The organism is Arenibacter arenosicollis (assembly GCF_014397245.1).
GTDB lineage: Bacteria > Bacteroidota > Bacteroidia > Flavobacteriales > Flavobacteriaceae > Arenibacter > Arenibacter arenosicollis.
Genome location: NZ_JACLHY010000005.1, coordinates 106,202 through 119,455, shown reverse-complemented (window position 1 = coordinate 119,455; position 13,254 = coordinate 106,202). Strand labels below are relative to the sequence as shown.

The following is a 13,254-nucleotide window of genomic DNA, read 5'->3' as shown; positions in this document are numbered from 1 at the left end:
TTATTAATGGACCTGTGGATTACAATATTATTCTAAACAAAACTTGAATCTATCACCACATGACAGGACTTCCAAGATAAAAAATCATTTAAGATTTTTTATAGATTGGATGTCAAATCTTTGCGTAATTTTAATATAAACCATGTGGTTGCATGAGCATAAGAATTCTTTTTTGCTTGTTATGTTTCCAAACCTATATTTTTGGACAGAACTCTTATGTTTTCAATAGATTTTCTACCGCCGATGGTTTAGCCACCAACAAGGTGAAATGTGTTTGGCAAGACCCAAAAGGTTTTCTCTGGATAGGCACCGAGGTGGGCATACAGCGTTTTGATGGCAGAAAATTTTTATCCTATGTTGGTCCCGAAAATTACCAGCTACCACCAAGCATCGGTGTAGATCAAATTTTAGATGCTGGCAATGGCGATTTATGGCTCTTACAAGGAGGCCAGATCGGGAAATTCAATACTGTAGATTTTCACTATACCTCTGTTCCAATACGAAGTTTTGGCAGCATCCCCCCTAGATCGGAATTCACACTCTATGTCGACAGTAAGAATCAGGTATTCTTATGCGCTTCCAAATATGGTCTTTTATGGTACGATGATAATTCCAAGTCTTTTGTTGAATCCAATTTACCTATAAAAATTCCCAGAGGATGGGGTGTTGGATCCCTTTTTGAGGACAAGGAAACTGGGGAATATTGGATCTGTAGTGAACAGGGTCTTGCCGTATACCGTAGTACCAGCGGCGAAGTATTTTACAGGCACAATAATCCGGAGGGCATACCCCTGTTGAACGACAAGGCAATTACAAACTCCGGGGATTTCATTAAAGACAAAAATGGTACTTGGTGGGTTACGTATTGGGACTACAGTCCACACAGGGAACACCCTGTTCTTCTTCATTTCGACCCAAATACCAACAAAATTCTACCTGATACATTGGGAAGCAAATGGCCTACAAAAAAATATACGGTTCTAAGGCAAATTCTGGAGACCAGTTCAGGACAGATATGGATAGGAGGCGAAAATTCATTGTTGAGCTATGACAATGACCTTCAAGGTTTTTACCAACATCTTAAGTCAAACCCTTTGGAGTTCGACATTAAATGTAATCAGACAAGACATATCTTTGAGGACAGGGAAGGCAATATCTGGTTGAGTACAGAGAATGGACTTTATGTTATGAATCCCAACCAGAAGGATGTTTACAGTCTGGTAGTCATTGATGGCCTAGGGCTGGACTCACCTGTAAATGCAATACTGGAAACCCAGGACAAGGAAAACTGGATTGGAACTTGGGGCAAAGGTATTCTATTTTATAATGATAAATTCATAAAATTGGACGCCAATCCCTATGTTGGTCTGGGGACGGAATCCATTGCTAAATACTCTTCCATCTGGGATCTTCAACAGCATAGTGAATCCGGCTATGTTTGGTCTGGCTGTCAAGGAGGCGGATTGGCCGTATTTGACCCTCAAAAGAAAAAGGGACTTCATTGGTTGCATCCACCTGTTTTTAGTAATTCTACCATTCGTCAGTTAAAAGAAGACCGCAATGGAAACCTTTGGTTTGGCACCCAAAGCGGGCGTTTGGTAAAATGGAACAAGACGGATCCCATTGCCGATGAAAACTTTGAGGAAGTGCATCATTTCAATACCATTATTTACCGACTCTATGTAGATGATCAAGGTAGGTTATGGGTGGGAACGCACAAGCAAGGTGTATATGTTATTGATGTAAACACCAATGAAATCTTGTTTCATTTTAACAAGGAGTTCAGCGACAGTTATGGGATTGTGGACAATACTATTTTCGACATCCAGCAATATAATGACAGTATTTTTTTATTGGGGACCGAGGCATTGAACATCCTCAACATTAATACTTCCAAGGTTAGAAAAATTACTTCCTATGAAGGCTTATTTGGATCAAAGGTGTTGCAGCTGATGATGGACCGCGAAGGTATCGCCTGGATGATTACCAGCAATGGCCTAAGCAGTTATAACTATGACAAGAACATCATTAGTTCCTATAACAACCTCCATGGGGTAATCTATGCGGAAAAGACCAACAGTGCCAAATGGATGATGCAAAATGGGGAGATATGGTTTGGTGGTGAGGATGTAGTGTTTGGGTTTTCGCCCGAAAAACTGAATTTTAAACAAAAGCCTCCCAAAGTAAGCATCACCGATTTTAAGCTATTCAATACATACTTGTCCGTGGATTCGATAATGACCCAAAAAGAAATTATTTTTAATCATTATCAAAATTCGTTTACTTTCTATTTTTCCGCACTGAGCTTTTCGCAGCAAAAAAAAATACAATACTTCTATCGTATTCCGGGAATTAACAAAGATTGGGTAAAGGCCGAAAAGGATTTGGCCGCAACCTACACCACAATGCCCTCAGGAAAATATACCTTCCAAGTAAAATGTATGAACCTACAGGGCCTGGAACCCGATGAAATTACCAATATCGATTTCCGAATACTTCCGCCCTTCTATCGTACTTGGTGGTTTATTTCCTTAATCCTATTAACGGTATTGGGTATCACCTATTTTATTTATCGCCTTAAGGTAAACCGAATATTGGCAGTTGAAAATTTAAGGAACAAGGTGGCTAGGGACCTACATGATGACATGGGTTCTACCCTGAGCACTATAAACATCCTCAGTTCTATGGCCAAGAGCAAAATGAACAATGACACCGTAACCAGCAGCAACTACCTTTCCAAGATTACCGATAACAGCCAAAGAATGATGGAGGCCATGGATGATATTGTTTGGAGCATTAAACCGGACAACGACAACATGCACAGGGTAATTGCAAGGATGAGGGAATATGCGACTGGAATTTTGGAGGCCCGGAACATTGAGTTCAACTTTGAGGTAGATGATAAAATAAATGATTTAAAACTGGATATGGAAGCCCGGCGCGACCTCTTTCTTACATTCAAGGAGGCCATCAACAACATAGCTAAATATTCCCAAGCCAAACGGGCAAAGGTGCTCTTTACCTACAAGGATAGGTGGTTAAAATTGCAAATCATGGACAACGGAATAGGCTTCGAAGTAGAAAAGGTAGATAGTGGCAATGGTCTGGACAATATGGTTAAAAGGGCATCAAATCTTAAAGGAAAATTGAAAATAGACAGTAAGACAGATCTTGGAACAGAAATCTGTTTGGGAATTCCTGTACGGTAAAGGTCATTTTAACATATTTATGTGATTTTATCTTATGGAATTCGGGCCTAACTTTACAAAAAGCGACAGTTATGATAAGTGTAGTAATATATGAGGATAATCCCCAATTTCGTGAGGGACTTACCATGTTGATCAATGGTAGTGATGGATTTTCCGTTTTGGCATCGTACAAAAATTGCAACAATGTTGCCGAAGAAGTAGAAAAATGGTCACCCGATGTAGTCTTGATGGATATCAATATGCCAGGGACAGATGGACTGGAAGGCCTTAAGAAAATAAGGGAAGTAGATGCAGAAGTTAAAGTATTGATGCTAACCGTCTTTGACGACAATAAAAATGTTTTTGAGGCCCTGAGAAACGGGGCCAATGGTTATTTGTTGAAGAAGACCCCACCGGCCAAACTGTTGGAATATATACAAGATGCCACCTTGGGAGGTGCTCCCATGACCTCCTCCATTGCCACACAAGTTCTAAAGATGTTCCAGGTAATTCCTCAAACCAAGAACCAGGACTATTGCCTTAGTGAAAGGGAGACCCAGGTACTACAACTTTTGGTAGATGGATACAGCTATAAAATGATTTCTTCGGAGCTCTTCATCGCCATAGATACCGTACGGTCCCACATTAAAAAAATCTATGAAAAACTTCATGTAAACAGCAAAAGTGAAGCAGTGGCCAAGGCTTTTAAGGATAGGCTATTATAACATATTCTTGATTCAAACCCACAAATTAGCCCTCAAATTCACATACTTATGCGATTGTAGGTACTAAAGTTCCTGACTTCCTTTGTCCTGAAAAAATTGAAACAATAACTCAATATCAGGATAATGAAAACAAAACTAATTCTACTTTCCATCTTCTTCTTAATGATAATCGGCTGTTCTGAGGACGACAGCAGTGAAATTCCAGCAAACACCTTGGAGGCAAAGGTAGTCGACGACTATCAAGGAGAAATCCTTACCGGTGAGACCGTGGTCTTGGATGGTTCCAAATCCAAGGATAAAGCTGGTAAACCATTCCAGTATCTATGGAAAATAAAGACCAAGCCTAACGGCAGTTTAACCGAATTGACGGAAGAAACAACGGCCAAACCTAAATTTACTCCAGACAAACCAGGGAATTATTCGGTGGAACTAAAAATTTTCAATACCGAATTCTATGATACGGATGAACTTGCAATTATAGCAAAAGACGGAGAAAACCCTCCTTTGCAGGAAACTATAATTATTTCAGAGAATATTACGGAACGCATTCATTTGGCCAATGTATTTGACGACCCTAACAAATTTGATTATCTGGTAACAGGCGATATTCATGTAACGGCCCTACTTACCATAGATCCAAACGTTGTTATTGCCTTTGAAGAAAATACCGCTATGTTTATAGATAATCCCGGGGCCATCATAACAACCGCAACGGCCAGCTCGTTTATCATTTTTACGGGTAAGAACAAGGTTCCTGGATATTGGAAGGGATTGATTATAAACTCCAATAGTCCATTAAACAAGTTAGACCGGGTTACCATTGAATACGGAGGTGGTGCCATTGCCCAAGGTATGGAGGTTGCTACTAGTTTGGGTATCGCCAATGAGGGTCCAGGCCACCTTAACCTAGTCTCCTCGATTATTCAGTATAGTGCTGCCTATGCCATGGCCGTTGAAGTTGGAGCTAAGTGGAATACCGAATCTTTTAATGTTTATAGGAACAACAAAAAAATTATGAGGATACCTGCCTCACAGTTTGGGGTTGTATCCAGCTTGTCCGAATTTCAAAATAATGAAGAAGACGATATAGAAATCATCGGTGACCGAATCGATGGTACTGAAGAAACCGTATGGAGCGATTTTTACAACGGCTCGGGTCTTTCTTTAGATGCAAAATACATTGTGAAGGGAAAAATAGAGGTGGTTTCCGGGCTAAGGATTTTGGGAGGCCTTGAATTGTACATGGACAAGGACTCTGAAATCAATATTACCAAGAGAGGCTATTTAATTGCCCTTGGCAGTCCTCAAGACCCCATTAAATTTCGTGGAATCGAATCCTTGGACGGAGGGTATTGGAAAGGTATCTCCTTTATGTCGGCCGATATGAAAAATGAAATGAACTATGTAGAAATCCACGATGCCGGAAGTGAAATCATGAGTGGCCTACACAACAAGACTGCCATTGGACTGGAAGGAGCCAATGAGTCCAAATTGAAGCTGGGTAGTACCAAAATTGCCCACAGTGGCGGTAACGGACTGTACGTTGAAAACGGAGCCGAACTTGTATCGTTGGCATTTGTAAAATTTCATGAAAACCAAGGTCCTGCCATGTCAGTGTCCGCAAATCAAGTAAAAAAATTAAATGATGCCGCAGGAATGGAATTTATGGGCAATGGCCATAATGGAGTTGAAATTATTGGATCTACTCTGTTCAGTCCAGATGGAAGCGAGACTGTTTGGCCCGCCCTGCATTTTGGCGCCAGCTATTTGGTGAGTGGCAATTTAGGAATTCAATCCGGCTTAAAAATACTTCCCGGAGCTGTATTTAAGTTTGCGGAAGATAAAATGTTAGGGGTTTTCCCAAACGGATATTTAATTGCCAAAGGCACGGATGCCAACAAGATTGTTTTTACCGGGGCCAATGCCAGCAAAGGTTTCTGGAACGGAATCCGTATTCAATCGGACAACGTTAAAAACATGCTAGACCAAACGGAGGTGCTCTACGCCGGAAAAACTGAAATGCCAGGGGTAGCCAAAATTGCGAGTATTGGTCTTGACGGGGATTACTTAGCCAATTTGACCATTAAGAATTCGAAAATCGCGCATGGTCATGGTTACGGCATTGTCTTGGAAGACAACAGAACGTCATTGAACTCGGATTATGACATGGTAAATATTTTTGAGGACCTAAGCCTTGGAAATGTATCCCTACCCTAGTAAAAATATAGTAGTTATAAGGTACCCATTCTTTTCAATCATTAGAAATGAGTGGTTTAAAAAGAATGTTATTTAAAATGTGACTGGCGGCATAAGGAAGATGGGGAACCATCAATCTTCCACATACATATGCGATTGTGGGCAGTTATATTCCAAACGATCTTTGCTTCAATTATTAATCAAAAAAAATAAAGTCATGAAAGCATTTGATAATTATCGAAGAATACCCACAGAATCCAATAAACATGTCTTCTTTTCACAAATGAAATATGGCAAAAGAAGTCAATGGTCGGCCTTAAGACGTTTCACGGCCGCTTATTAAAACGGAAAAATGGTGGTGTCTTAAACACCATTTTAACTTAAAAAAATCTCTAAATAAATGTACTATGAAAAATCTAGGTATTGAATTTTACAGAAAATGTATATATGTTATATATACTGTTTTTCTAATCTATTTACTGGTCTCAGCAAAGAAATAATCAATCTAAAAAAACAAGAAATGAGTACTACATCAAAAATAAGTTTTGTAATTGTTTTTTCAATTCTATTATTATCCTGTGAAAAGGAGACTATTACGGCCTCCTCGGAAATTACCACAAAGGACTTTGAATTCTCTGGCTACACTTCCTTGGAAGTAAACGATAATTTCAAGGTTTACATAAACTTTTCGGATACAGAGGAAAAATTGAGAGTTCAGGCGAACGAAAACCTTCATGAGTATATCTTAGTTGGCAAGGAAAGTAACAAGTTAACCGTGAAATTGGACAATGTTCGTAGAATAAAAGGAAAGGAAACCTTGAACGTGTTTATTACCACCAAGAAAATCAATAATTTTACCATTGTGGGCAACGCTAAATTGGTATTGGAAGATCCTTTGGAAACAGATAATCTAAAAATAAATCTTACAGGAAATAGCTTCATTTCCGGCCCTTTGGAGGTTGAAAACCTTGACGTGGATGCTTCAGGAAACTGTATGATCGATTTTTCAGGAAGTGTAAAAACTATGGATGTGAATCTAAGAGGAAACTCTGAAATATCAGATTACGACCTAAGTGTTGAAACGCTAAAAATTGACTTCTCCGGTAACAGCAATGCCTATCTTACAGTAAACAATTCCATTTCAGTCGATGCCAGTGGAAATAGTGTGCTATCCTATAAGGGTAATGCCACCATTGTACATCAAAAATTGTCCTCAAACTCTAAAATTGTAAAAAAAGGATAATGGGTAGGAATTGATTTTTGATATCACAACAATCTGAATGGAAAAACAAAAGTCAAAAGTCCAATACCCAGCGATGAAGGTATACTGCAGATATATTTGTTGAAACCCAAATCATAAGTTATAGGTACTTGGGAATAGGTGGTTATAGTACACCAATGGGAACTTTAGCAATATAGCGCCCGTGTATTTTGCAATTAGATGCAATCTACATGGGCTTTGTTATTTTAGTGAATTAATTCAGCGGTAGGGTAAAAATAAAATTGCTTCCTTTACCTTCTTCGCTTTCCACCCAAATTTTACCGCCCAGTTTTTCAATAAATTCCTTACAGAGCACCAATCCAAATCCCGAGCCTTTTTCATTTAAGGTTCCTGGCAATGGTGTATTAGCAGTTATAAGGAATAAATTTTTAAGCGTTTCATCATCCATTCCAACACCAGTGTCAGAAATAGTCACTTTAACCTGGTTGTCTTCTTCAATGGCAGAAATACTAATAGTACCACCAGGTTTGCTATATTTAATAGCATTTGATATAAGATTCCTCATGATGGTCTTTAGTATCTTAATATCTGAAATCACTTCAATATCAACCGATTCGATTACATTTATAGTTATACCTTTAGTTTTCGCAATGAATCTTGAAAGATCTAATATTTCTTGGACAACCTTAGCAATACTAATTTTCTCAGATTTAAAGCTGATTTGTCCGGATTGTGATTTTGCCCAATCCAATAAATTTTCAAGCAAAACAAGGGTGTTTTTGGCTGTAGAATTTATCAGGCCTAGATACTTTTCAGAATTTTCAACTTCCGATCTTTTTATGGCCATATTCAATATTTCGCATAATGCTAAAATATTATTGAACGGACTTCTTAAGTCATGGGCAATAATTGCAAATAATTTATCCTTGGTGGCATTAAGTTCCCTCAATTGAACTTCACTCGCTCTTAAAGCCTGTTCTGCCAGTTTACTTTCGGTAATATCCCTAATTACCCCAACTAAGAACTTCTTTCCGTTGGCATCAATATACCTTGACTTCCTGGTAGAAAGAATTTTCTTTTGGTTTTTTTCAAGTGTAAGATATTCCTCATTAACATTGTCGATTCCGTCTAAAAGAACTTGCTTGTCTATTTCTAAAAAACATTTCATCTCATCAAGAGGAATATTTTCGGCAAGGGTCTTACCTATTATTTTTGCTCTTGGAAGGTCCATAAGATCACATAAGGCATTATTAACAAGAAGGAACCTACTTTCATCATCCTTGACAAATACAGCATCGCCCATATTATTGAGAAGGGTGTTGGCATATTTCTCACTTCCGTATTCCTTTTCCTCTTCATTGTGAAAGGATAATAGCGATTGAAGGATTTCATTCTGTTTTTGGAGTTCAGTAACCTGATCTTCCAATTCGCGATAGGACTTGTCCTTATTTTTCTTATGGCGCTTAAATCGGCTGTGTAAAGGAAACCACATCAAATTATTACTTTTTTAGGCTAAGACTGTAAAGCTACAATTTTCATCAATTATAATGATACCAAATTATCATAGAATTCCACTTTAACAGTAAAAATAAGTTCAACCCAAAGTTTGGGATAGGGTTATTTCCAGATGGCATTCCTTAATTCAATAAGAGGTTCAACAATGGGCAGGCAAATTACAGGGACAAGGTAATTAATTCGTAAAAGTCCCTTTGACCCAAGGATGGACTTTAAAAGGGATTCGTGAATTTGAGTGGCTATAGCCACGAAGCATTCTCAGAACAAGAATAAACAGATGGCTTTGCTGCGCCTTCCTGACTGTAGGTCTACCTGCCGTCAGGAAGGCTCCCCTTTCTTTCGCGCCAACTGGAGCAAAATTCATTCCCCTCTTGGAACAAAGAGGGGAGCCGTTCGCTGATTTACACTCAAGGAGCTCTCTCCCAATAATCATTGCCTTACCCTCGAACGTACATTGTTGGTCCCTTCGACAGAGTCCCTTTTCGGGACGACGAGAAGTCACACATAATAGGCTGGAGTTACTTGTGTGATTTTGCTCATGCTGTATTTATTTTAGGGGTATTCCAGACTTTTCGGTTGAGCTACTTGTGCGATTTAGCTCATGCCGTATTTATCCTAGGGGTATTCGTGAACCTTCGCTAAAGCTACGGTTTCTCCTCACTATCGTTCGTTCGAAATGACTGTTTCGGCAACTTCAACTTTTAAACTTTCAATATAAGTCTTTAGTCTAGGCTCTAGATTCTTACTTCTCTCACTACTCAATTCCCATTACTCTTTAATCACTCCTACCCTCCCTCTTCGATTTATAATCCGCCTGTCTGCCGATAGGCAGGCTCAATCTCCGTGAGTACGTTAGACATATTGATGATTTTTATCCAATAAGAAGCAAATAGAAGCCAACTAGTTCGTTAATTTAAAGACACCTTTATACCTGAAATAAAGTAATCTGGATTGTCCGTCCCAAAAGCCATAAAAATGTATAGGGTATTATTCTTGATGATTGGGGAGACAAAGGCCCCTAGGTGATCCCAAGCCCAATCATATTCAGGGTACTTTTTGTACAATTGCACTGGGTTCACCAATAATGGACTTCTACTATCATGGTCCCAATTACCTCCGTTCCATTTCACCAGTCCGTATTCCCTGTTCCTCGAAGTTAAATAGGTAGACCCTAACTCTTCACCACCGAGGAGTATATAGAGTTCCGAATTAAATTCCATATATGCCGCATCATCTGCTTTCCCGCGTAAATAACCACTGCTGGTATTTCCTTTGTGGATAATATTGGAAGAGATAATGCTTTGATTCAAATTCAGGGCATCGAACAAATTTGAAGCTACAATTTCATGGATTTCCCTATCAATAAAACTTGGATTTCTTCGGTGAAATAATATCCTATACTCATTATTAAATTTTGTGATGGACAAAGGAAAGCTGTTTTGATCCAAACCGTTCCATTCCGGGATCATAATTTCGGTTGGCTGTTGCAAAATATTCAGCTCTTCATCAATGATCATATAGGCAGAAGTATAATTATTGTTTGGCTGCTGTACCCCCAACAACACCAGCAAACTACCATCTTCCAATCTTAACGGATTTCCCGTAGAAAACATGTTACCATTTGCTTTGGCAAAGGGGATGGTCATGGTTTCCAATACCAAGTCATCATGGAAGGTCCAATCTTCCAAATTGGAACTGCTGGCATAATAAATACTTCTTTTGGTATGTGGACCGAATACCACAGGAGTCAATAGAATATAGGTGCCATCGGATTTTTCAATGAGACCACCTGGTTGTATATAATGGAGGTTTTCCTCGGATGCAACGGTAGGATAAGGGCTAAATAATGGCCTATCATTTATAATTTCGTAATTGATAAAAGGATTAAAAAATTCCAAGGTCGCACCGATTCTGGTATTTAAACTTCCGAGATAGGTATTCCCTAGTCCGATCCAACCCTCCGTTGTATCTACATTTACTATTTCAACTACCGTTGAAGCTTCAGCATTTTGGGTTACAAACCAACTTTGATTATTACTGCCCTGCATCAATAAATTTTCCAAGTTTGAATAATTGGTTTTGACCCTGTTATTGCCCTGGTCATATTCCGTTATTTGTATGGGGTACTTTCTCGCAATATTGCTAGATCTATCGGAGATTAAACAGTTGGAAAAAAAACTGTTCAAACTTCCAGCCGGGAAAACCTCTTCTGGCAATAAAACCTCTTCCACAGGCACTTCCTCCACCTCTTCTTCTGGCAAAGTCTCTTCCTCTGTTGGAATTACTTCTGCATTTGTCGCTGGGACAACATTGTCCGAATTACAAGCAATAATCAAAAAGAGTAATGAATAAAGAAGTGGTTTTTTCATTGACAGGGTTGATGGGTTACCCTATATAGGATAGGTTGGAAGATGGACTTAATTCCTTTATATCCCGAGAATATTGGGGTCATATTTGGTTTAAAGATGGTGGTGGTTTTATATAAACGTAAACATACGTTGTTTTAGTGGACAACGCAGAACAAAATTGAAGTCTGTTCATGTTTTCTAGAAGGATCAAAACTACTTATAGTCATACCTTAGAAGAATATTGACTACTGAACACTCCCGAACCCCGCCAAAATACGGGGCAGGAATTTCCACTAAAAAAACGGTACATGTTCTCTTAAAAGGGGAATTTGTTGCGTTCTGACAACAAACAGATTGCCGCGCTTCGCTCGCAACGACGACAGCAAGGGCTCCTTCCCTTGGTTAAGCCTGTCCCGCGTTTTCCGCGGGAGGACAAGGTGGCTTCGCCATAAGCGAAGACGGAAGGGATTGAAATTGCGGGCCTTGGGATTGGGACAATATATAGAGGATTGGTTTAGGGTTCGGAATTTCAAACTCCCCTTTCTTTCCAAGAGGGGAGCCGTTAGCGGATTTACACCTAGGAAGTTCTCTCCCGATAGATATCCGAATGCATTCAAACGGACAATGTAGGTCACTTCGACAGAGTCCCTTTTCGGGACGAGAGAAGTCGCACAAAATAGGCTGGAGCTGCTTGTGCGATTTCTCATGTTCATTCGAAATGACTGGTTCCGCAAACTTGAAAATTAGACTGAACATTGCTTATTGATCATTGCAAACTGTAACAAGCTGATTGCCGCGCTGCGCCTACCTGACGACTGTTAATAATATTAAACTAACATATTAATATTGCCTAGTGGCTAATGGCTTTTGCCTGAAAAACATCGACCACTGATTACTGAAAACTATGCACTACTCAATTCTCAATACCATCCATCCAACGCTAAATTAGCTTCACTCCAAATTAACCCGTTCCCATCCTGCTTCAGGGAGTTCGTAGCGGTCCAATTTCATGACCTTTCTTTCCCCATCGTAATATTTATATACCAGGTATACACAATCATCCGAACTTTCTATATAAAATAGGCCCAAGCGCTTTGGAAAGGGGAGTCGCATCAACTCGCATTCCTTGTTCAATTGGTGCGCACCTATTTCCATAAGGAGGCGTTTAATGGCATATCGATCATGATTTCTGTACACAATATTTTTCATTATTTGGAAATAATCCTATTTTATGGATATTTTCCAAATTTACGATTTTTTGATTTTGAAGTCAATCCAGAAAAGTTAAATTCTTAAATTAGGGTAAAACTATTTTTATGTGTTTCGGTACCAGGGTAACCACCTCCGTAAAGGACGTGGAGAAATTTTACAATGTTTCCAAATTAATGGGCAAGACCCCTATAGAAGGAGAACTCACTTATCACCATGCCAACGGCTGGGCACACCCCTTGTTATGGATCATTCCCCAAGAAAGTAGTGGCCATATTACCCCCTCTATGTGGGGTATAATGCCACAAAACAGTATGGGTGCCGATTTTAAAAACTACTACAAGGACGCGGCCAGATTTGGGGCGGGACTCAATGCCCAATCGGAAAAACTTTTTGATCATTTTATTTATCGCTTCAGTGCCATGACCAAGCGTTGCGTAATTCCCGTAAACGGATTTTATGAACCCCATACGGCACCCAAAAAGTTTAAGATTCCTTTTTATTTTGAACGAAAAAATGAGGCCCTTATGAGCCTGGCCGGACTCTACACTACAACCAAGGACGGTTATAATACCTTTACCATCTTGACCAAGGCCGCCACTCCCCTCTTCAAGAAAATCCACAATACCAAAAATAGGAGACCCATAATTTTAAGGGACGAGGATGTGGACGTATGGTTGAACAACGACCTCAACGAAGAAGAAATCCGTAATGTAATGGAAGATGATATGGAGGATGTGGCCATAAAGGCACACCCTATAAGTAAGGATCTTTACAATCCAAAAGTAGATTCCAACAGGGAAGATATTATTGAGGAAGTACAATACGAGGAATTGGAGATTGAATATTGA

Annotated in this window: 9 protein-coding genes; 6 read left to right on the top strand and 3 right to left on the bottom strand. The window is 39.4% G+C overall.

The features are described 5' to 3' along the window. Positions 1–152 precede the first annotated feature (152 nt). The 5 genes from H4O18_RS07355 to H4O18_RS07340 all read left to right on the top strand — a co-directional run bounded on the left by H4O18_RS07355 (position 153) and on the right by H4O18_RS07340 (position 7,352). Positions 153–3,209 carry a ligand-binding sensor domain-containing protein gene (locus H4O18_RS07355; RefSeq protein WP_187582952.1) on the top strand — a complete coding sequence of 1,019 codons (3,057 nt, stop codon included), beginning with the start codon at positions 153–155 and terminating at the stop codon, positions 3,207–3,209. Positions 3,210–3,280: 71 nt separating this feature from the next. Continuing rightward, positions 3,281–3,913, top strand: coding sequence for a response regulator (locus H4O18_RS07350; RefSeq protein WP_187582950.1), 633 nt, complete (start codon positions 3,281–3,283; stop codon positions 3,911–3,913). 123 nt (positions 3,914–4,036) lie between these two features. Beyond that, a complete protein-coding gene (locus H4O18_RS07345) occupies positions 4,037–6,130 on the top strand; it encodes a hypothetical protein (RefSeq protein ID WP_187582948.1) in 2,094 nt (697 codons plus the stop codon). A 196-nt stretch (positions 6,131–6,326) separates the two neighbouring features. After that, positions 6,327–6,452 carry a hypothetical protein gene (locus H4O18_RS22360; RefSeq protein WP_281387298.1) on the top strand — a complete coding sequence of 42 codons (126 nt, stop codon included), beginning with the start codon at positions 6,327–6,329 and terminating at the stop codon, positions 6,450–6,452. A 177-nt stretch (positions 6,453–6,629) separates the two neighbouring features. Then, a complete protein-coding gene (locus tag H4O18_RS07340) occupies positions 6,630–7,352 on the top strand; it encodes a head GIN domain-containing protein (RefSeq protein ID WP_187582946.1) in 723 nt (240 codons plus the stop codon). Between the two features lie 232 nt (positions 7,353–7,584). On the opposite strand, the gene H4O18_RS07335 is transcribed toward H4O18_RS07340, so the two are convergent. From H4O18_RS07335 to H4O18_RS07325, 3 genes are all read right to left on the bottom strand, one after another. Next, complete coding sequence (locus H4O18_RS07335) at positions 7,585–8,823, bottom strand: PAS domain-containing sensor histidine kinase (protein WP_187582943.1); 1,239 nt, start codon at positions 8,821–8,823, stop codon at positions 7,585–7,587. A 931-nt stretch (positions 8,824–9,754) separates the two neighbouring features. Further along, the gene (locus tag H4O18_RS07330) at positions 9,755–11,215 is read right to left on the bottom strand and encodes a hypothetical protein (RefSeq protein ID WP_187582941.1); all 1,461 of its coding nucleotides are present in this window, start codon (positions 11,213–11,215) and stop codon (positions 9,755–9,757) included. Between the two features lie 930 nt (positions 11,216–12,145). Further along, positions 12,146–12,403, bottom strand: a complete 258-nt coding sequence (locus H4O18_RS07325) for a hypothetical protein (RefSeq protein ID WP_187582939.1) — start codon at positions 12,401–12,403, stop codon at positions 12,146–12,148. A 107-nt stretch (positions 12,404–12,510) separates the two neighbouring features. Here H4O18_RS07325 and H4O18_RS07320 point away from each other — a divergent pair, with 107 nt between their 5' ends. Then, entirely contained in the window at positions 12,511–13,254 is a 744-nt protein-coding gene (locus H4O18_RS07320; RefSeq protein WP_187582937.1) for an SOS response-associated peptidase, read from the top strand.

Excerpts from the sequence above, each read along its gene's own strand:
- H4O18_RS07355 (WP_187582952.1), top strand. The coding sequence starts at position 153 with ATGAGCATAAGAATTCTTTTTTGCTTGTTATGTTTCCAAACCTATATT.
- H4O18_RS07350 (WP_187582950.1), top strand. The coding sequence starts at position 3,281 with ATGATAAGTGTAGTAATATATGAGGATAATCCCCAATTTCGTGAGGGA.
- H4O18_RS07345 (WP_187582948.1), top strand. The coding sequence starts at position 4,037 with ATGAAAACAAAACTAATTCTACTTTCCATCTTCTTCTTAATGATAATC.
- H4O18_RS22360 (WP_281387298.1), top strand. The coding sequence starts at position 6,327 with ATGAAAGCATTTGATAATTATCGAAGAATACCCACAGAATCCAATAAA.
- H4O18_RS07340 (WP_187582946.1), top strand. The coding sequence starts at position 6,630 with ATGAGTACTACATCAAAAATAAGTTTTGTAATTGTTTTTTCAATTCTA.
- H4O18_RS07335 (WP_187582943.1), bottom strand. The coding sequence starts at position 8,823 with ATGTGGTTTCCTTTACACAGCCGATTTAAGCGCCATAAGAAAAATAAG.
- H4O18_RS07330 (WP_187582941.1), bottom strand. The coding sequence starts at position 11,215 with ATGAAAAAACCACTTCTTTATTCATTACTCTTTTTGATTATTGCTTGT.
- H4O18_RS07325 (WP_187582939.1), bottom strand. The coding sequence starts at position 12,403 with ATGAAAAATATTGTGTACAGAAATCATGATCGATATGCCATTAAACGC.
- H4O18_RS07320 (WP_187582937.1), top strand. The coding sequence starts at position 12,511 with ATGTGTTTCGGTACCAGGGTAACCACCTCCGTAAAGGACGTGGAGAAA.